We start from the raw sequence: 19,807 nt of genomic DNA, 5'->3' as shown, positions 1-19,807 counted from the left end.
TCAATAAACAAATGCATCGGCTAGCAGGCGATTCGCGCGGGTTAATCCCGCTTTCACGCGGCCTGCCACGGGTGGATTCGAATCGGACGGTGGTTTGCCGTCGTCGCGGGATTCCACCGGCGTGGCCGTAGAAGTAGGCGACGACGCCGCTGCGGCCGCTGCCGCCGTCATCGACGCCGGCAGTGGAGGAAGTTCGTCGAGGGCTCCCTTCTGGTTACCACGCGACGACCCCGTCAAAAAAATGCGCTGCGGCAGCGAGAAATGCCGGAGCGCGAGCATGTCGAGCGGTCCCGCCCCGACTTCGCTGCGTAGCTGCACTTTTAGCGGGATGTCCTGAGTCGGGTCCGGCATCCACGCAAGCAGATAGCGTGCGTTGTCCTGCGGCGTGACCCTCGCGCGTTCGAGGAGGCGAATCAATCCGAATCGGCCCGGCGTATCGAGCGCCGAGCGCAGGCCGCCCTCCTGCGTCTGCCATTCGATGCGCGAGATGTTCTCCAGCGCATCGCCCGGCCAGATGAACGGCGTCCACTCTTCCTTCTGATTGAAGTAGTGCAGCTCGCGGCCTGAGAGCACGATCTTCATGTCGGTAATGCCTGGCGTGGACACTGCACGCAGCTCGAAACGCACGCGCGCATCGCCCGATGGAAAAAACGAGGTCGACACACGCATCAGCGTGTTCAACGCGGTGAGGAAGGCCGGGTCGACCGTCAGAAAGTTATCGTCCGATCCGTGCGTGCTAACCCAGCGATCACCCTGCCGCTCGACAACGCCGGCCAACTGCGTGCTGACGAACTGGGTAATCACACCACTGTCCGATCGCATGAAGCGCGCCATTTCCGGCAGCGATGCGTCGTTGTCGGAGTCGGCGAACGGATAGCGACCACCGAAGCTCCGGTTCCAGTCGGCGAGAATTCCGCTGCGCCAGGTATCGTTCAGGCTCGATGCCGCCGGCTGCAGGACGACCTGCCACGTCTGCTCGAACGGCTGCTGGAACAGGTCGCCGAAGGCCGCCCATTGCTGCCCGAGGCTTGCGGCCACGCGGCTCGCGTAGTCGCGACTGTCGGCAATATCCGAGGTCTTGCCTTGCAGCACGGCCTGGGCTGCCGAGCGTGACATCGCGTCCGGATCGGTGCTCATCATGATCTGCTGGAGCTTCAGCCGCATTGCGGTGACGCGCTCCAGAAAACGCGCCAGACTCAGATCGCCTGCTGCGGCCATCCGCGCGGACGCCTTACTGTTACCGGCGCCTCCCGCGGCCAGATCGTTGCCTGTCAGCCGCACCAAGGGGCCGAATGCGGCCGCCAGCGGGGCAGCGTCTTGCGGCTGGGCAATCTTCGATGGGTCCTTCTCATCGGCACCGACCAGTTGCTGCGCCTTGTTGAGCAGCGTGTCCGAAAGCGATTGTGCCGTTGCGCCGGTTTCAGCCTGGTACACGACGACATTCATCAATGCGACGAGCGGCGAGCGTTGCGGATCGCCGAGCAGGGTCAGTTGGTCGACTGTGCCGGAGAGCGTTGCCGTCGGCTGCCAGCGGATGCTGTTCAGGAATGTCTGCCACGCGCGAGCGTAGTCGTCGAAATAGCGTTGCCTCAACTCGGTCTTGAGCGATGCCGTCGGCGTGGCACGGGTCCGGCTGTCGGACAGTACCCAGTCGCCGTCAACGCTGCCCTGTTCGTTTGCGTCATCGATCGCCTTAGAAATCCGTTCGTCCCACGCAGCCCGTGTGAAAACCCCTGGCACGGTTGCCGTCGTGCTGAACAGTCCGCGGCTGCTCGTGTCGCCCAGCAGGGTCGACAAGGACACCGGCGGATACTTGGGTTTTGCGTCATCCACGATCTGCTGGTAGACGGTGTCGGTCGAGTTCTGGATGCCTCTCACGCCGATCACGGTCTCGCGTGCTGCACCGACCAGCAATGCGTCGGGAACGATCGCGAGCGACGTGCCGCTGGCCGCCGGATGTTGTATGAGGTGATTCGCGTAGAACGCGGCCAGATGCTCACGCAGATCCTGCCATGCACCGTCGCTCAGGGATGAGTTGACGGGACGAGCGGGCTCTCCGGTTGCTAACAGTTGCTGCGTGAGGAATTTCGTGTCGGCGCGCTCGGGTTTCGCGAGCATCAGATACGTCTTCAGTGTGTCGTACGCGGACTTGATCTGCGCGTCCCCACCGCTTGCAATGTCCGCGTCTGAGAGCGAGGCCAGTTGCTGTAGCCGTTCCTCTAGCCTGGCGCGGATAGGCGCGACTACCAGGCGGGCGGCTCCGCCTTCGTAGACGGGCCACAGGGTGGTAAGGAGTGCCGCGTCGCGGTTCAGGCCGAAGCGGGTATGCCACGGCGCGCCGTCGTGCTGGCGGATTTCGAGGGTATCGAACTGCTTTTGCAGACTGTCAAGGGTCAGGACGGCTTCCGTGGGGTCCTGAGTGGCCGCGAGCTTTGTCGCCGTGCTGGTCGCCATCTGGATTGTCGACCGGTTCGTGAAGCCCGACAGCATGGTGCCCGCGATCCAGAATCCGATCAGTGTGGTCGCAATCCACGCGGCGGTCGTCGGGAGAGAGAAACCAACGCGGCGGCCGTGGATGCGGCGGCTATGGTCGGCAACGGTCTGCCAGACGAGCTGTTGCCGGATGGGATCGCCTTCGCCATCCTCCGTCGGAACGTCCGACGCTTCACTGACGCGCTCCCTGAAGATCGGCGTGAAAAGCACGCCGTGAATCGCGCTGCGCCAGATGCGGAATTGGCCAATCCGCGCGACCAGGTCCGATAGAAAATTGCCATGGCGGGCAATATGCTGCGACAGCTCGGCTGCATATCGGTCTGAAGGGTCCTTCGCAAGACGCATGACACCCGCATTGGCCAGCTCGCCGGACAGCCCGCGCAGCGAGGCATCGACTTCGTCCGGACGGACGCCGGCATTCGACCATGTGCAGCCGATCGCTTCGTGCGGGCCGGACGTCTCGTCGCCAGCGTCGGTCACATTCAGCAGGTACACCGGAGCCGCCCAGCGCAGCACGCGCGCATGGCGGATGAGCCGCTGGGCGGTGTACTCCGCATCGGACGGCTGGCTGCCAGAGGTATGCGTCCGAAAGACCGCCACAATGGCATCGACCGGTCGCCTCCGGCGCAAGCGCCGGATCTGATCCAGCGACGTGGTATCCATCTGTCCACCAGTCTGCCTTGCGTAGAGCAGCAGAGTGTTGCCGGAGATCCTATAACCGTTCTGCGCAAGATCGGGGGCGAGGCGCCTGACGATCGGGTCGTCCCCCGCAACCAGTACCCATCGATCTCTGTACCGCCAGCGCCATCCATGACGTTCGCGAAGCGCGTCGCACAGTCCAACGAATGACCCCGATCCTCGTGCAGCGGCGGTGGAGGTTTGCCCAGTTCCGTTATGGATGTTCCTGTGCCGATCGTAGCTCGCAAGCCACCTGGCAATTCGCATCGAAGCGATCCAGAGTACGACTGCCTCGAAGTATTTGATGAACAGCAGCGACAGAAGCAACCCGGACAGCAGGCTCAGCTCGATAATGATCCTTGTGTTACGGGACCAGCCGTATCGAGGCCCTTCAAACCACACGGCAATGCCCACCGCAATGAAGACAACGGCGACCGCGATGCCTATGAAGATCGCTGTGGGTTGTGGCTTAGATTCATTCATGTTGTTTTCTGCAGACGAGGGCGGCCATCTCATCACCTTCCTGAGTGAGGACCAGTTGCGCTTCGCCGGTATGCGTCGCGTGCTCCGCAGCGAGCGCGGTGGCGAGCCAGCCCCCCGCGACTGCGCAGTTCCCCACCGTTGCATCAAGCTCGATCCATTGCGTTTGGTCACCAGATGGGATTGACGACCTGACCACTCGCGCAAGCTTTTCGGAAAGGCCACTATTCCAGACCGTCGTCAACCGCTTTGATTCTGCCCACCCCCAACGAGCAGCAAGTCCGAGCGTCTTACCCACGTCGCCCGCCGGACCGATAGCGGGGCGATACAGGTGCAGCACGTCTGTCGTTGCGCTGCGGGCAACGCCCGGGCGTGCCAGCAGTAGCGCTATGCCGACCTCGGCCACGCCGTCCTGCAGTCGTTCGCTGACCGCGTTGCGCAAGCCGATCGCGACCAGCATTTGCGCGTCGCGCGGGTCGAGGCGGTCGTGCCAGGCGTCCGTCTCGAACAGCGACAGAGGATCGTTGCTTGCGTTGACGGTCAGGCGCAACGTCGGTGCTTCGGCGCGAAGCAACTCCTGCAAGCGGGTATGAACGTGGGACAGATCGAGCGTTGACTGCAGAGTCAGGTCCACGTGAAGAGCCGTGCGCGCCGGCAGAGCTGCCAGTCCGGCGGACACACAACCGACCAGTCGCTCCACAAGCCAATCGCATACAGCGAGATGACGCGCATGTTCGGTCAGTTCATTGCCCGCATGGAACGTCATGCCAGGAATTTCCAGCCAGCGTGCGTTGACATCCAGACCCGGCACCGCCCTGCTCGGACGCGGAAACATCCTGACGCCACCTGTGATCAGGTGCTCGACGCTGTTCTCCTTGTCATACGCTGAATAGCACCAGCCATGACCGAGGATAACGAGAGGTTTGCTGGCAAGTCTGTGACATTTTTCTTCCTCGCATGCGCTCGTCACGTTGTGAGCCATTGCACCGCTGCGCCGGGCATACGAGTAACCAAGATAGGAGCACAGCAAAAAAAACCATACGAGCGCCGGATAGCCGAGGACGCACAACCAGAACCATGCGGTGTTGGTCGGTCGTCCCGCAGGCCACAGGAAAATCGCAAGCGCGCTCCCCAGACACATAACCACGATGAGCAGCATTGCCCAGAGTAGCGTGGACGGCCGCGGCGGCTCCGGGACCACAACCAGCGGCGGTACCCGCGCAAAATCAATCGGCATCTATCGAACCGTCGCGCCGTCGGATGTCGCAATAAGAAAGCTGCCGCACTGGGTATGATCGCCATCCCTTGAGAGTGGAACGCCGGCGTCTTTCATGCTGCTGCTTCCTTCCGCTATTTCGTTGTTGCCGTGGATCGGACAGGACACCATGTCGCCGACCCGCGCTGCGCGACGACCCGTGACCTTGATACGATCTGAACCGGTGAGAATTTTTCCACCGTGGCTTGTGCTATCGCCTTCGTATGCAAGTTTTTTTGTTTCGATGATTCCTTCATCGTTCATAGTTTTTGAAACCTAGTTCTTTTTCAATATATGCGGCATCGTTCCGATCACCTTCCCTGATTAGCTGACGGGCAATCAAAGAGTAAGAAGCTCTGTTGCTCGTGTTTGGTGGCTCGCATTTCATAATGTTTATCAAACCGGCACTGTCAACGAGGTGCTGCCTGATCGATACTGAGCCATTCAACTTGACGGATTCCTGGAATTGATTCCATAGCTCGTTTGCCCCAGAAAACTCATACTGGATCATCACCTTGGTGGCATCGTATTCGTATCCGGTCACGATCCACTCGTCGGCCTTCTCGGACCAATTGCCGCCACAAAGCTCACCGGTTTGCATACTGACTATGCATCCCGACGCGGTATCCAGTACCGGGCAATATTGCCTGCCGGAGTCCTCCGCCGTACCCGAGGGGCCCGGGTCGACAACCCCGGCTCGGAAAACGTCCAGAACCGCATACCTGCCCGACGGAGAAACTCGCGGGGAATAGTCGTGGGCGAATATCACACCGCCCATCGACGCGAACGATTCCATCGGAAAAAGGGGAGTTTCACGTCCAGACGCTTCTTCCAGGACCGCGCGCTTCCATCCGGGTCCGAAGGTCTTCGCCTCTCTGCCTTTTAGTGGTAGAGAAAAAATCAAAGACGACCCTCCACGAAAATCTATCTTTTCTCGCTCGGCACTTTTATCCGCGCTTGCTTGCACGGGAGACCCTGATAAAAATACGAGCGCGACGACCCATCCCTTATAGCTGCACTTCAACATACGAGTTCTCATTAGCCCAAGTTGCCAGTTAAATTTCCAAATCGCCGTGGCGCCGAATTCAATCCGTTGCTGTCACGAGACATTTCCCGCCTGTTTCCATAGTGGCCAACCACCTCACGCTCATATTGAGCGCGGTTCGAACCCCACTCATCCGGATTTCTCGAAAGCTCAGGATGGTGCGAAAACAGCACGTCCAGCGACTTGCCGATGTCCCGGGTCACGTATCCAGGTCGATTCACACTCTGGTCCAGGGCTGCGGCCCGACCCAGGTCAGATTGGAAGTATTGGGCTATCGTGTAGTGGTATCCACGCGGCGTCGCAGGAAGGACCTTGTCCCGCAGACGAGACAGGAAGTCCATAAGTTGCTTTGTCTCGTATGACCTGGAAGTGATTGCGTGTGCGATAACTGCGAGTGGGACGCTTTTCACCTTCTGCCCGAAGTTCGCGGCCGAACAGCCTCGCCTCATTAAATCTTTTAGAGGTCCCGCAGTGATTTTTTGACCTTGCGTCAATTCGGAATGCGAATAAAACATCTTGGCGCCGGGTCCTACTCCTTCTACTGTCCAACCACATTTTTCAAACAATTCGTTGTATTCCGAAGCATTGGATGCTTTGAATTCCGCAACCTGGGTCGGAAATTCCCCCTTGCCCATAGAGTTGATTGTTTTCTGCATCGCCCCCGCGGTCACCGCCTCACTATCGTATGACTGAACAGCGTCAAGCATTCCCTCGTTTTTCGACATCGCCACAATGATTCGATACTCACTTTCAGAAATCACGCCGCTAACTCGCATTTCGGTCAGCACTTTCGATCTGTCGAGTGCCCTTTCGCCCCAGAACACTGGACCATAGTGCGTGTTCGGAGCGTGTCCATAGCGGGTAACCTTAAACACGTCCTGAAGACAGCATCCGCACGCGCAAGGAGTTTGTCCGACGAGAAAATTCCCCACCAACGCAATCGGATGGATATGAAAAACGTCCGGCGCAGGCAGATCCGCCAAGCCGGCCTTGACGTCATCCCACCAGACAAGCTTCTCGATGCGTTCCAGCTCCGCCTCGTGCTGCGGCTGAGGCCCGGTCTTTTTTTCAATTTCAGCAATGAGCCGTTTCCACTTGTCCGGATTAGCCCATTCGCTCTCGTGCCTGATGATCAGTCTCGACATACGCAATGCGATCCACGGATTTTCCGCCGCATTGTAGAGCCTGTCCGCAGCCTGATTACGGTCTCCCGTCAGCGGCAGCGTGTCGTAGATCTTCTGCATCAATTGACTCAGCTTGTCCCGCGAGCCTGCATCCGGCACGTCTGCGCCAGTCAAATAGTCAACGTATGCCTGAGTCGTCGCAAACATCGTATGCGTTGGGTCGTGCGGATCCCCCAGGGTCCTGAAGTCCACCCATTTCTGTGCAAATTCACGCGTCACGCGGCCACCCGCAAAACTATCTTCGCGCACCCATCCGCTGATGTCATGACCCAGCGCGTCCGCACTGTCCACGTGCCACCAGTTAAGCTTCCGGCCATCGGTTCCCGCCGTTGCCTCCCTGGAAGGGCTGTTCGGTCGGCGGGCCAATCCGGCAAACGAAGCGACCTGGATCACACCCGTCTGCTTCGCGTGTTGCCCCTGCTGACCTGGCAGGTGGTACAGCGTCGTATTGCGGTCAACGCGCAGGATCGTGGGGATCTTGGACAGTCCTAACTGCTTCCACGCCTGTTCGTGTGCCCCGTTACTGGCGATCCACGCCTGCCCTTGGGTGATGAACGTCTTGACGGTGTCATCGCAGAACACCTCGATGTGGACCATACGGTTCGAAGTCTGCTGGCTCAATGAGTCATAGCGCCCGAGATGGCCAATCAGTTCGCCCGCCTTGATCCTGAACGGTTCCGTCAGCACGACCACCTGGTCCAATGACGACTCGGGCATGACTTCCGTCACGACTGGACCACCGTGCTCCTTACCGAGAAAAATCCACCCATTGGTCGCGACATCCGGAGAGACAAAATCACCCACAACCTTCGGATACAGGTCGGCTCTGTGAGAGTCGGTTATCTGCCCCCAGCCGTCCGCGCGCGCCCCAATGACCACCCGCGCCCCCTGCGGCAGAATGCCGAGGATCGTGCCCGTTCGTCTGGTTGCGCGTATCCGTAACCCCATCTGTTCAGAGGGCGCCGGCTGTCCGTTTGCCCCGGCATCGGGCAGGTCCTGCGCAAATGCCGTGACCTCGAACTCTTTCGACCAGTACGCAGGCCGGCTCAGCGTCGTATCACGCTCGTAGTCCGCCAGATCCTGCAGGTGCATGTACAGGCTGTAAAACGTGAGCGTGGTGCCTCGCGGGAATTCCATCGAATGACGCACCAGTGTGAATCCCGTGCTGTACGGTGCGCTAATCGCGCCTGTGTCGTTCTGTGCGGGAAGCTCGCTGAGCGGGTAGGCACGGTCCACACGATAAGCAATCACTTCACCGTCAGCAAGGCAGCGCACCCCGTATTTCAGATCCAGTGAACGGCCTGCCCCAGTTTCGGTCACGTGAATTCCACCGTGCCACATGCCCTTCGCACTGACCGAATAATTACCTGAAGGTTCGGTCTTGAGGACCTTGTAGAACTCGTGCTCGTCGGTAAAATCCGTGGACGAAGCCGTTGCGCCTTGCCCTTTCCTTCGGAACGGAAAGGCGAAGCTCGACTGTTTTAATGGAGGGTTGACCGGAGGCGGCGGTGTCGTATTTGCCATGACCGCGCTTACTCAGAAAACCCGAAGTTCATCTTTCCCTTCAAATCCTTCAGCGGGACGTCGGACCAACTGGGGAACGTGAAATTGCCACTCGCCGGGCCTTCGACATTCAACACGCCCTTCACCTGCACCTCGTTTGGACTCGCGATCTCAATCTTGCCGTTCGCGATCTTCAGATACGCACCCGCCCCATCGCCCAGCGTGATGCCCTTCGAACCGGTAATGATGACTTCGCCGGTCGATGAACTGAGCGCGACGTTGTTCAGCGCCATCAATTCCATCGCATCGCCCTGCGCCTGAATCTGGACCTTGCCCTTCGCGGCGAAAATCCTGATGCCGAGCTTCGCGGCAAAAAGAGAAACCGCTTCGCCCGCAGCGACGGTAATGCGCTTGAGCGCTCCGATATCCAGACCGTTTCCAGCCGTTATGAACATCTGCTTTCGCGCAGCGACCTGCAACTCGCGTCCACTGACAATGCCGACGCCTTCGGGCCCGCTGGCGACAATCACCGGCCTCTGAAGGTCCGTGAGCTTCTGCTCGATAAGCACGCGCTGCTGATCGATCTCGGCAAGCCAGACCTTCGCCGCCTTGGCCGAGTCGTTCAGCGAGCGCATCAGGTCCGCCGCCTGGCGGAGCGTGGCATCAGCATCCTGCATGTCGAGCTGCGGTCCCGTCGCTTCGGGTTGAGCTTCGGCGGTAATCAGCACGCCCTTGCCGCCCCGCACGGCGACATGTTCGTCAGTGCGCAGTTCCGCGCCTTGCCCGCGCTCCTTGCTTTCGCCGTCGACCATGTGCCCAAGATTGAGTTCGCTGGCCCGAAACGGCGTGGTCAGGTGAATGTGCTCACTGCCTTCCTCGTCCTCCATGCGCATTTCATTCTGCGCGGCGGTACGAATCAGGTTGCGGGTGTGGTTCAGGTTGTTGACGAGGTCTGGATGCAGGCTGTCGTGCATCGCCCCGATAATGACGGGTCGATCCGGATCGCCATCCGTATGAATAATCGCCACCTCTGCGCCATCAATCAGAGGAAAGTGATGACCGTAGTTATCACCGCTGTACGGCTTCGCAAACCGCACAGGGCGGCTGGTTCCGCCCGGGCTCCACGTGTCCAGGTCGAACGGAAGTTTGATCACATACCAGCCTTCCTCCGTCAGATAGGCTCGCTTATAGTGCGCGGGCGATGTGATACGTGCAGGCAGGATGCCGTTGATCACCGGTCGCGCGGCCGGAATGACCGGCGTGCGCCAGACACGATCGGACGGGATCGCGGTAAACGTATTCGAGTACGCCTGCCTGCGCCCACCATGGGACGAGACAGAGACAATGAACAACCCGTGCGGTGCGTCAGCGAGTTGCTCGTCGAGGTTTAATACCTCACCGGATTCGAGTGCAAACGCATTGCCCTCGCCTTTGAAGGTAATCTGCTGCGCCAGATGCGCTTCGTGACGCAGTTGCGCAATGCGCTGCCCCTCTTGCGGCGTTTCGTAATGCTCGCCCCAGCGGTAGTCAACCGCGTTCGTGGTCCTGTCATCGCGCGCCGCGTTCCGCTCGACGAGCAGCGATACACCCGCTTGGCGGTGGTTGTAGTCGTTTAGCTGGATCGTTTCGGGCACGCGCCGCATCCGGCGTTCAATCGACCTGACTGACTCGGCTCCGGCATTGGCCAGTCCCGAGTGGCGACGCAACGGCACGACGCGCTGGCTGCGAGCATACGCATCGAGATCGTCGCCAAAGACGATGACCTCCTGATCCTTCGCCTGTTCGAAGCGAAACCAGATACCCGCATCCGCGGCGATGCGCTGGATGAAAGCGAGGCTAGTCTCGTGGTACTGGGTGATGTATTCGTGCCGCTTGTATTGCGCCCGAAGATTGAACCTGAAGTCGACGCCTTCGCGGTATCCGTAGTGGCGCAATGTGTCGGTGACGAGTTCCTGCACCGACTGCTTCTGGAACAGACGGCTGGTCACCGTGCGGGCCAGATCGGCAACACGTGGTTCGACGAGCAGTCTGTAGCGCGTCTCGTCCGCAGATGTATCGAGCTGATCGAACTGCGTCACGATGCCGTGCATCGTCCGCGCCGGAGGCATCTCGCTGAACTTCGACGCGTTCTCGCCGAACATCTTTCGCAGATAGCCGGCGTTTGGATCGATAGGGTCGATCACGAACTTTGCGGGCCGCCCCAGCACCTGATCCATTGGGATATCGGCGACAGGACTCATGAACTCGATGTCGTAGCGGTACAGACGGCTGACACCTTCGTCGCCTGCGAACTTCAGCACCGAGAACGGCGCCGGATGCGGCGCGAGTTTCAGCTCGTAAGCCTGCGACGGCAGAACCATGGACCCCATCAACGACTCCCTCGAACACGTGCGACATCAAGGACGACAACGTCGGGACGCGGGCATTCGCATCCTGACGAAATACGTCAGCTGGTTACATTGACTACAGCGAATCAGCTTTTCGCTTTTGGCATCTGCGACACCAGCGACAGACCGATGTCCATCCCCTCCACCTGAAAGTGCGGGATAACGAACAACTTGATGCGAAAGAATCCGGGGTTGTCCTCGATGTCTTCGACCGTCACCTTCGCCTCACGCAGCGGATGCGACGCCTGCAACTCGTCACCCGGATCTTTCATCTCGGTCACGAGACCCTTGATCCAGCCGTTCAGCTCAAGTTCGAGCACACGCCGGTCCTTGGTCGTGCCAATGTTTTCGCGCTGAATCAGCTTCAGGTAATGCGCGATACGCGACAGCAGAAAGATGTATGGCAGACGCGCATTGATGCGGCTGTTCGCGGTCGCTTCTTTCGTCTCGTAGAGTGCCGGCTTCTGAGCCGAGCTGGCCGAGAAGAAGCACGCAAAGTCGTGATTCTTGTAAAACGACAGCGGAATGAAGCCGAGTTTGGCGAATTCGAACTCTCGCGTCTCCGGGATCAACACTTCGGTCGGAATCTTGGGCTGATAACCGGTGCCCAGGTCATACAGGTGAACCGGCAGATCCTCGACCTTGCCGCCCGCTTGCGGACCGCGAATCTGTACGCACCAGCCGTTGCTGGTGAAGCTGCGCACCATATTCGCAGCGAACGCAAACGACGCGCTAACCCACAGATAGCGATCGTGGTTCGGACCCTTCACCGCCTCTTCGTAGTTGAACGCCCGCACCGGTGCCGTATCTCTGCCGTATGGCAAACGACCCAGCACACGAGGCATGGTGAGCCCCACATAACGGGCGTCGTCCGTGTCGCGGAAGCTCTTCCACTTGATGTACTCGGCGCGGTCGAAGTAGTTGCCGATATCCTGAATCGCGGCCACTTCCTCCATGGATTGCTTGCCGAAGAACGCCGGCCCAACCGAACCGATGAACGGCATGTGCGCCGCGGCAGCCACCTTCGAGATATTGCGCAGCAGACCAATATCCTGCGGTGAATTGGCGAATTCAAAGTCGCTGATCAGTGCGCTGATCGGCTGACCACCAGGCGTGTCGTACTCCTCGATGTACGTGAGGCGGTACAGGCCACTCTGGATGAGCTCGGGCGTATCCTCGAAGTCACGGATCAACGCGTCCTTCGAAACATCGAGCACCTCAACGCGCACATTCTTGCGGAAGTCCGTGCGGCTCACGAGCATCTTGAGGCCGCGCCAGCGTCCTTCCAGTGCCTGGAATTCCGGCGTATGCATCACCGCATCCAGTTGACGGCCGATCCTCCGGTCGAGCTGGCCGATGTGGAAATCGAGTAGCGATTTGTCCAGCCGGTCGACCGGCTTGCTGCTTTCACCCACCAGTTGCAGGAAGGCACTCATGCCCCGCGCGAGCCGCTCGTCGGCCGACGACTCGGAGAGCAGGTCGTTGTCGCGGAACGCCTCAAGCGGGCGAGCCGCGCTCACCGGCTTCAGGTTGATCTTGTTGCACAACGATTCATAGACGCTGTTGCCATCGCCGACGGGGATTTCGTCAGGGGCGTCGAGCACGACTGTCTCAATCGCGCCGCGTTGCGGGGATTCGTTACGTGACATGTTGGATCCTATCTCTACCGTCCCATCGGGACGCGCGTGGCTCGTTGTCCGGAATACAGTGAAAGCCGTCCTCGACCTACGCGTGACCTTCTGGCTGCGCAGCCGACGTGGCGATCAGTGCAAGTTCGCCGCGCAGTTGCCGTGAGAGTGCATGGTCCTTCAGAATCTTCTCGAACTCGCGACGGAATGTGCCGTTGTCGAGCAGGTTCGACTTCAGGTCCCGCAGCAGATTGCGCATCGCCAACAGAGGCTGCAATTCGGGAATCTGCGCCGCCACCTGCTCGGGTTCAAAGTCCTTCATCGACTGGAAGCTGAGCGCTACGGGCAGCCCGGAGCCGTCTTCGGCGAGCGTGTTCCCGGCATTGACCTTCAGTTCTGGTGCGAGATCGGACAGAACCGCGTCGAAGTTGTTTTTGTCGATATTGATCTTCTTGCGTTCCGCAAGCGGGGCCTGCTCCTTGCCCGCGCTGTAGTCACCGGCAACGAGCAGCTTGAGGGGCAACTCGACCTTCTTGCGGGCGCCGCCCGTATGCAGGTCCAATGTGATCGACACTCTTGACTTCGGAATTTCGTGCTGGAAGCTGTCCACTATGTAGTCCTTTATAAAAGGAGGATCACGTTGGTATCGCAGCAACGTGATCCATGCTTACTTATGCGATTGTTTTCATTTCGACCCGAATTAAACACGTAACTCGACAATCAAGTCAAAAGACCTGTCGCCTGATTGCAAATACATTAATTTAAATTACCCAAAAAAATAATCACAAAATTAAGAACAAATCAGAATCCCTCAACGATTTTCTCAAAAAATAGCCCTAAGAACCCATCAAATCAATCCCACCACAGCCATGCCAATCATGATCCCCGGCACATGGCAAGACTTCAATCCAACAAAATAATAATGAGATATTCAGCGCGGTTCATCGCCCACCGACTTATTGACTCAAAGCAACGAAACAAGCGATTAATGATTTTTCACCTTTGAATATAAAAACACCTATCAATGGGATATGCCGACGTGATTTACCGCGTATAGAATCCGCCATCCAGACCGAAAATAATCAGAGAGAAAACCACACATGCGGATCGACAAACCGCTCTGGCACGAAGGCCTGATCCTCAACCAGCAGCAATTCCAGCAACAGGACCGGTGGACGGATTTCGTGCACCGGCAGTTCGCCTCGGCCGCAATCGTGGAACCGTGGGGCACGCTCGGCGTGGAGATCGACGAAGAGGCGCTGCCAAACGGACGCCTCAAACTCACGCGTCTGAAACTTCGTTTTCCTGACGGTACGGCGTTCGACACGTCCGTGAGCGACGCGCTGCCGCCCGCCCGCGATCTGACGCGAGGCTTTCCGCCCGAGATACAAAGCGTCGTGATGCTGGCGGCCCTGCCGCTGATTAATGCCACGGGCAGCAACTGCCGCTTCGACGAGACGACACTCGCCCGGCCGCGCCGCTCGTATCGGGAGTTTGTGAAAGTCACCGATCTGAACGGCACAGGCGAGGCCGAGATGGCCGCCGAACGCCACGCGGTGCGTCTGCTGTTCGACTTCGAACAGCAGGCGGATGACTCAATCTGCGCAATCGCCCGTCTCACGCGTGGCACGGGCGGTCACTTCCAGTTAGACCGCTATTACGTGCCGCCGTGTCTGACACTGGCCGGTCACCCCTTGCATGTCGAGCGGGTGAAACGTCTTGCCGACATCCTGCAGGCGAAAAGCGCGACGTTGGGCGCGCGTAAGAGCGAGCGCATCGAGGCCGTTGTGGAATACGGCGTCGCCGATGTCTCGCTGTTCTGGCTGCTCCACTGCATCCACACGTACTGGCCACAACTTCGTTTCATCGCCACGCACCCGAACCAGCCGCCTGAACGGCTCTATTCGATGCTAGCCCAATTGGCGAGTGTGTTGATGACGTTTTCGACCTGCGCCCAACTGAACGAGATCCCGACCTACGACCACGTACGGGCCGACGAGATTTTCGCGCAGCTCGAAACAATGATCCGCGATCTGCTCGACTCGATCATTCCATCGCGTGTGATTTCGATTGGCCTGACACGCAAGAGTCCGACTATGTGGATGGGCCAGTTTCAGGACGAGCGGCTCGTGGCCGGCGCGGATTACTACCTGTCAGTCAACGCCGCGCTCGCGCCATTCGAACTGGCCGAGTTGTTCCCGAAGGTGTGCAAGATCGGTGCGCCGGACGACCTCGGGCACATCGTCAATTCCGCGCTTGCAGGCATCCCGCTCAAGGCAGTCCAGCGCGTCCCGGCCGCCATTCCGGTGCGTCTCGACAACCTGTACTTCGCACTCGACCATAGCGATCCTGCACACGCCCGGATGCTGGCTGCGCGGGCCTGCCAGATTTATCTGCCGACAACGGTGGCCGATCCTTCGCTTGAACTTTACGCGGTGATCCGCTCATGAAAACGATCGCCCGTATCCCGAAGACAATCCCCTTGATGGGGGCACAGCTGTCTTGCGACCGGTCAACCGGCGCGGGAATTCGCGACCTGCTGCGCGACACGGCACTCCTCGTCAGCATGCTGACGCGAGGCGGTGAGACCGAACCACTGGAACAGTTACGCGAGCGTTGCGTGCAGTTAATCGCTACCTTTTCCTCCGCGCTCGAACAGCGCGGTTTTCCCGCCGACGTTCGGGAGGACGCGCAGTATGCCCAGTGCGGACTGCTCGACGAAACAGTACTACGCTGCCCGTCGATAGAAGACAGGGCCAGTTGGGAAGCGCACCCGTTGCAGGTCGAGCGATTCGGCAAGCTCGACGCCGGCGAACACGTCTTTGACCGGCTCGCGGAACGCTTGCGCGAAACGCCGCCCAACGTCGATCTACTCGAATGCTACGCCGCTGTTCTTGGCCTCGGTTTCAAGGGCCGCTACGCGCGTGAAGGGGAAACGAAGCGCGCGGCGTTGATTGCCACGCTCAACGCCCGGTTGGAAAAGTTGCGACCCGCCGTCGAGCGGACATTCATCGCCGATCGCACCGGCCGGCGGGCGGCGGACTGGTTTTGTCGCGTCTCGCCATGGGCAATTGCCGGAATCTGCGGCATCGCGGCGGTTTTCGTCTACCTGATCTGGGACCAGACGCTCGATGCGCAACTCGCTCATCTGGTAGCGTCTGCGCGCGCCATGAAACCGTGATGTCCGATCTGCGCCTGGGGTATCCGTTCCGCGCGATGGTCGTCCTTGCGACCGTGTTAGCGCTTGCTGTGCTGTTTACTATCTTGCCGGTCAGCCGTGGACTGGCCTGGATGGCTGCCATGGGCGTGATGCTGATGGCACTGGTTGCTGTCGTCCTGTGCACCTTGCACCGCAATCGTGCGAGCGAGCAAGGCTTGCACGCGCTGGCCGCGCTGGGCGCCACATCAGCCGATCTGCCCGTAGGCCTGCACACGCGCATGCCGCTGGTGCTGGTCACGGGGGACTCGCTGCCCGAACTGTTCAATCGTGGCGGGCACGAGGAACAGCTGGCACACATTGGCGACGGAGCGATCTGGTTGCGGGTCGACAACCCACGCGACCTGGCACTAATCGGTGTTGCCGTGAAGCGGTGGCGCGACGGCCGCGCACCCGATAGTGTCGTGCTGTCGATCACACCTGCCTTACATGCTAGTGAAGATGCGCTGACGCAGGCATTACGCAGCGCGCGCCAGTCGATCAGCGACGCCTCACGAATGCTCAGCACAGCGTTACCCGCCAACATAGCCATCTACCAGCGGCTCACCGCATTGCCCGCGACGAATCATCAATGGTATGGCGTGTCGGCGACAAACAGGCAGACAGACATCCAACGGTTCGAATCAGTGATGCGGGCTGCCGAAGCGCAAGTGCAGCAGGCCGGAAACGATCCTGCTCCTGCACACCGTGCGGCGGCTCTTGCATCGATCATGGGCTGGACACGACAGATTGTGATCAGTTCGCTGACCGGTCATCTGCAATCGTCTGTGCCGTGTGCGCTCGTCGGTATCGCGTGGATCGATTGTGGCCCGGCGAGCGGGCCCGTCTCACCGTGGGCGCGGCACGTCCTTGCGCAATCGCGCGTCATGCCGCCGCCGATGGCCGCATCGCCCGCACCGTGGCCACTGCCTCAGCCGCTGATCGACGCCACGCCGCGACGGCGCTGGGTGTCACCGCGTCTCGCAGCGCTCGCTCACGCAATCGCACTGCTCGCCTGCGCTGGCGCACTGGCTACCTGGGGCTCGGCAGAAAACAACCATGCACTGCTTACTCACATCGGGGCCCATCTCGGCCGGTTCTCGATGATTCCGCCCGGGCATGACACCGCACGCCGCGACGCGTTGCAGGCACTCGTCGCGGACCGTGACCAGATCGACCGTTACGCACGTCTCGGCGTACCGCTGCGCCTGTCGTTCGGTATGTATCGCGGAGCGGCGCTCGTGCCCGTGCTCAACACGGCGATCGCCTCGTATAAAGCGCCACCCTCGCCAGCAGTGTTGATCGCACTCGACAACATGTCGCTATTTGACAGTGGAAAGGCACAGCTCAAACCAGGATCTACCCGTGCGCTGGTCCGCGCGCTCGAGTTAATCAGGGTTCATCCGGACAGGCGGATTCTGGTCGCCGGATACACGGATAACGTCGGCGACGCCGGCAGCAATCTGAAGCTGTCGATCGCGCGCGCCGGGGCCGTGCGCGACTGGCTGGTCGACGCATCGGGCATCGCGGTCACGCAGTTCGCGATCCAGGGTTATGGCGACACCCGCCCGATTGTCGGCAACGATACCGATGCCGGACGTGCGCAGAACCGGCGCGTCGAGATCATCCTGGTACCGGACAGCCCGCAGCCCCCTTTGAGAGTCGCACCGAAGGAAACGCCGTTGGGGCGACCGATCCGCCTCACACCTGGGCAGAACACCGGCCGACGCTCGAAGCAGTTCAAACCCGGAGCATGGCTTCGGGGAATCCGCGGTCCGGGATCGACCCCGGACGCTTGTTGCAGTCAAAACCAAGGAGAGTAAAAAAATGGCAATTCCGGCATACATGTGGATCAAGGACGATGGGGGCGCCGACATCAAGGGTTCCGTCACGGTTCAGGGCCGCGAAGGCAGCGTCGAAGTGGTCGCGCTCGATCACAGCGTCAATATCCCGACAGATTCGAATACCGGCAAACTAACCGGCACGCGCGTGCATGCTCCGATCACCTTCACGAAGGAAACCGACGCGGCGACGCCTTACTTGTACAAAGCAGTGACAAGCGGCCAGACGCTGAAGTCGATCGAAATCAAGTGGTACAAGATCGACGATGCGGGAAAAGAAAAGGAATACTTCAACACCCGCCTCGACAACGTGAAAGTGGTCGCGGTCAAACCCAGGATGCTCGACATCAAGAACCCGGCCTACGAGAAACACAACCATCTCGAAGACGTTGAACTACGCTACGAGAAGATCACGTGGTCGTACAAGGACGGCAACATCATTCACGCCGACAGCTGGAACGAACGCTCATAAGGTTCGCCGGGCGGCCGGCACCGATCACCTGAAGGAGTACGTCATACCAGTGGGCCCTTCCCTCTACGACAAGCTGCTTGGCCAGATCGGCGGCGAACCGCTGGATGCGTACGACGACAGAACTCTTGAGATCCTGAGCATCCAGCAGAACGTCCGCCGCATTCTCAACGCACGGGCAGGCGCACTCAAACACCTGCCCGATTACGGACTACCCGACCTGACGAACATCTACAAGGCGCTGCCCGCTTCCGCGCATCTGCTCAAGCAACAGATGGAATCGACGCTGCTGGTGTACGAACCGCGTATCCGCTCAATCGACGTGGCGTACATCGACAATCCCGATCCCGGCGTGCTGGTGAGTTACGAAATGACGTGCCACCTGAAGAAAGCGGGACTGGTGCGGTTCGGAACGTACTTCGAACCACCGGGCCGCATGCGTGTACAACGGCTTCAGGAGGAACGCTTGCACCCACCGCTACCTTGACCTACCGCCCGACAACTCGACGGAGTTCTGTCGTCCGCTTACTTAAAAGCGAGCGACATCGACAATGGCATCGGCAAATGCCTTCGGCGCTTCCTGCGGCAGATTATGTCCGATACCGCCGTCGATATTCCGGTGCTGATACCTGCCGGTGAACTTCTTCGCGTAGCTTGCCGGATCGGGATGCGGCGCGCCATTAGCATCGCCTTCCATCGTGATGGTCGGAACCGGGACGGCCGGTGCCTTCGCCAGAATCGCTTCCAGTCCGTCATATTGCGGTTCGCCGTTGACCAGCCCGAGACGCCAGCGGTAATTGTGGATCACCACCGCGACGTGGTCCGGATTATTGAACGACTCAGCCGAACGCTCGAACGTCGCGTCGTCGAAATTCCATTTCGGCGACGCGAGACGCCAGATCAGCTTGTTGAAGTCGTGGCGATTCGCTTCATACCCCGCGTAGCCCCGCTCCGTGGCGAAATAGAACTGATACCACCAGGCCAGTTCCGCTTTCGGCGGCAGCGGCGTCCTGTTGGCTTCCTGGCTGCCGATCAGATAACCGCTCACGGAGACCATCGCCTTGCAGCGTTGCGGCCACAGCGCGGCAATGATATTCACCGTGCGCGCACCCCAATCGAAACCGCCAAAAATCGCCTGGTCGATCTTCAATGCGTCCATCAATGCAATGATGTCGACCGCAACCACCGCCTGCTGACCGTTGCGAGGCGTATCCACGGACAGGAACCGCGTTGAACCGTAACCCCGCAAATACGGCACGATCACCCGATAGCCCGCGGCCGCCAGCATCGGCGTGACTTCGGCGAAGCTGTAGATATCGTAGGGCCAGCCGTGCAGCAGGATGACCACCGGTCCATTCTGCGGACCGGCTTCCGCATAACCGATACTGAGTGTTCCAGCATTGACCTGGCGAATGTTGTCGAACGAAGCAACGCGGGGTTCCGCTTTCGGATTGGGTGGCGTGCCGTTCGGCTGCGCCTGGGCAAGTCCGCTCAAACCCAACTCCATCAAACTGAGACCCGCAACTGTCGTCCCAAGCAGACGACGACGTCGCGTATTGATCTGATCCGGCATCGCTGATTCTCCTTTTAGATTAGCCAGGAAGTATTAGAACCCCTGAACGTATCTGACTTGTGTCGGCAAGGAGCA

Annotated in this window: 14 protein-coding genes; 5 read left to right on the top strand and 9 right to left on the bottom strand. The window is 59.8% G+C overall.

Annotation, left to right across the window (positions count from 1 at the left end):
- The 8 genes from GH665_RS24275 to tssB form a co-directional block, all read right to left on the bottom strand.
- Nucleotides 1–3,654 carry an ImcF-related family protein gene (locus GH665_RS24275; RefSeq protein ID WP_153139640.1) on the bottom strand — a complete coding sequence of 1,218 codons (3,654 nt, stop codon included), beginning with the start codon at nucleotides 3,652–3,654 and terminating at the stop codon, nucleotides 1–3.
- Nucleotides 3,647–4,888 (bottom strand): hypothetical protein, encoded by a 1,242-nt coding sequence (locus GH665_RS24270; protein ID WP_153139638.1) that lies wholly within the window; start codon nucleotides 4,886–4,888, stop codon nucleotides 3,647–3,649. The genes GH665_RS24275 and GH665_RS24270 overlap by 8 nt, the downstream gene beginning before the upstream one ends.
- Nucleotides 4,889–5,170, bottom strand: a complete 282-nt coding sequence (locus GH665_RS24265; RefSeq protein ID WP_153139636.1) for a PAAR domain-containing protein — start codon at nucleotides 5,168–5,170, stop codon at nucleotides 4,889–4,891. It abuts the gene before it with no gap.
- Nucleotides 5,160–5,933, bottom strand: coding sequence for a hypothetical protein (locus GH665_RS24260; protein WP_153139634.1), 774 nt, complete (start codon nucleotides 5,931–5,933; stop codon nucleotides 5,160–5,162). The genes GH665_RS24265 and GH665_RS24260 overlap by 11 nt, the downstream gene beginning before the upstream one ends.
- Before the next feature lie 11 nt (nucleotides 5,934–5,944).
- Nucleotides 5,945–8,659, bottom strand: a complete 2,715-nt coding sequence (locus tag GH665_RS24255; protein WP_153139632.1) for a hypothetical protein — start codon at nucleotides 8,657–8,659, stop codon at nucleotides 5,945–5,947.
- Nucleotides 8,660–8,667: 8 nt separating this feature from the next.
- Nucleotides 8,668–11,007: a type VI secretion system Vgr family protein gene (locus tag GH665_RS24250; RefSeq protein ID WP_246216350.1), complete on the bottom strand. Its 2,340-nt coding sequence runs from the start codon at nucleotides 11,005–11,007 to the stop codon at nucleotides 8,668–8,670.
- A 104-nt stretch (nucleotides 11,008–11,111) separates the two neighbouring features.
- On the bottom strand, nucleotides 11,112–12,674 hold the full coding sequence (gene tssC / locus GH665_RS24245; RefSeq protein ID WP_153139630.1) for a type VI secretion system contractile sheath large subunit: 1,563 nt from the start codon (nucleotides 12,672–12,674) through the stop codon (nucleotides 11,112–11,114).
- A gap of 76 nt (nucleotides 12,675–12,750) precedes the next feature.
- Entirely contained in the window at nucleotides 12,751–13,263 is a 513-nt protein-coding gene (tssB, locus tag GH665_RS24240) for a type VI secretion system contractile sheath small subunit (RefSeq protein WP_153139628.1), read from the bottom strand.
- 490 nt (nucleotides 13,264–13,753) lie between these two features.
- On the opposite strand from tssB, the gene tssK reads away from it, so the two are divergent.
- Genes tssK through tssE form a run of 5 tightly spaced genes read left to right on the top strand, consistent with a single transcriptional unit; the run spans nucleotide 13,754 to nucleotide 18,646 of the window.
- Nucleotides 13,754–15,103, top strand: coding sequence for a type VI secretion system baseplate subunit TssK (gene tssK / locus GH665_RS24235; RefSeq protein WP_153139626.1), 1,350 nt, complete (start codon nucleotides 13,754–13,756; stop codon nucleotides 15,101–15,103).
- Nucleotides 15,100–15,834, top strand: coding sequence for a DotU family type IV/VI secretion system protein (locus GH665_RS24230; protein WP_153139625.1), 735 nt, complete (start codon nucleotides 15,100–15,102; stop codon nucleotides 15,832–15,834). The genes tssK and GH665_RS24230 overlap by 4 nt, the downstream gene beginning before the upstream one ends.
- A complete protein-coding gene (locus GH665_RS24225; protein ID WP_246216349.1) occupies nucleotides 15,834–17,672 on the top strand; it encodes an OmpA family protein in 1,839 nt (612 codons plus the stop codon). Before GH665_RS24230 ends, GH665_RS24225 begins: the two co-directional genes overlap by 1 nt.
- Nucleotides 17,673–17,676: 4 nt before the next feature.
- Nucleotides 17,677–18,162, top strand: coding sequence for an Hcp family type VI secretion system effector (locus GH665_RS24220; RefSeq protein WP_153139623.1), 486 nt, complete (start codon nucleotides 17,677–17,679; stop codon nucleotides 18,160–18,162).
- Nucleotides 18,163–18,205: 43 nt separating this feature from the next.
- Nucleotides 18,206–18,646: a type VI secretion system baseplate subunit TssE gene (gene tssE / locus GH665_RS24215; RefSeq protein WP_153142275.1), complete on the top strand. Its 441-nt coding sequence runs from the start codon at nucleotides 18,206–18,208 to the stop codon at nucleotides 18,644–18,646.
- A gap of 42 nt (nucleotides 18,647–18,688) precedes the next feature.
- Here tssE and GH665_RS24210 read toward each other — a convergent pair whose 3' ends face one another.
- The gene (locus GH665_RS24210) at nucleotides 18,689–19,732 is read right to left on the bottom strand and encodes an alpha/beta fold hydrolase (RefSeq protein WP_153139621.1); all 1,044 of its coding nucleotides are present in this window, start codon (nucleotides 19,730–19,732) and stop codon (nucleotides 18,689–18,691) included.
- Between the last annotated feature and the right edge of the window lie 75 nt (nucleotides 19,733–19,807).

The organism is Paraburkholderia agricolaris (assembly GCF_009455635.1).
GTDB lineage: Bacteria > Pseudomonadota > Gammaproteobacteria > Burkholderiales > Burkholderiaceae > Paraburkholderia > Paraburkholderia agricolaris.
The sequence above is the reverse complement of the archived record's forward strand: the minus strand, read 5'-3'. Positions and strand labels throughout refer to the sequence as shown.

Bases quoted from the DNA above. Each gene is read 5' to 3' on its own strand.
- GH665_RS24275 (WP_153139640.1), bottom strand. From the start codon at position 3,654: ATGAATGAATCTAAGCCACAACCCACAGCGATCTTCATAGGCATCGCG.
- GH665_RS24260 (WP_153139634.1), bottom strand. From the start codon at position 5,933: ATGTTGAAGTGCAGCTATAAGGGATGGGTCGTCGCGCTCGTATTTTTA.
- GH665_RS24210 (WP_153139621.1), bottom strand. From the start codon at position 19,732: ATGCCGGATCAGATCAATACGCGACGTCGTCGTCTGCTTGGGACGACA.
- GH665_RS24250 (WP_246216350.1), bottom strand. From the start codon at position 11,007: ATGGGGTCCATGGTTCTGCCGTCGCAGGCTTACGAGCTGAAACTCGCG.
- GH665_RS24270 (WP_153139638.1), bottom strand. From the start codon at position 4,888: ATGCCGATTGATTTTGCGCGGGTACCGCCGCTGGTTGTGGTCCCGGAG.
- GH665_RS24220 (WP_153139623.1), top strand. From the start codon at position 17,677: ATGGCAATTCCGGCATACATGTGGATCAAGGACGATGGGGGCGCCGAC.
- GH665_RS24265 (WP_153139636.1), bottom strand. From the start codon at position 5,170: ATGAACGATGAAGGAATCATCGAAACAAAAAAACTTGCATACGAAGGC.
- tssK (WP_153139626.1), top strand. From the start codon at position 13,754: ATGCGGATCGACAAACCGCTCTGGCACGAAGGCCTGATCCTCAACCAG.
- tssC (WP_153139630.1), bottom strand. From the start codon at position 12,674: ATGTCACGTAACGAATCCCCGCAACGCGGCGCGATTGAGACAGTCGTG.
- GH665_RS24255 (WP_153139632.1), bottom strand. From the start codon at position 8,659: ATGGCAAATACGACACCGCCGCCTCCGGTCAACCCTCCATTAAAACAG.
- GH665_RS24225 (WP_246216349.1), top strand. From the start codon at position 15,834: ATGTCCGATCTGCGCCTGGGGTATCCGTTCCGCGCGATGGTCGTCCTT.
- GH665_RS24230 (WP_153139625.1), top strand. From the start codon at position 15,100: ATGAAAACGATCGCCCGTATCCCGAAGACAATCCCCTTGATGGGGGCA.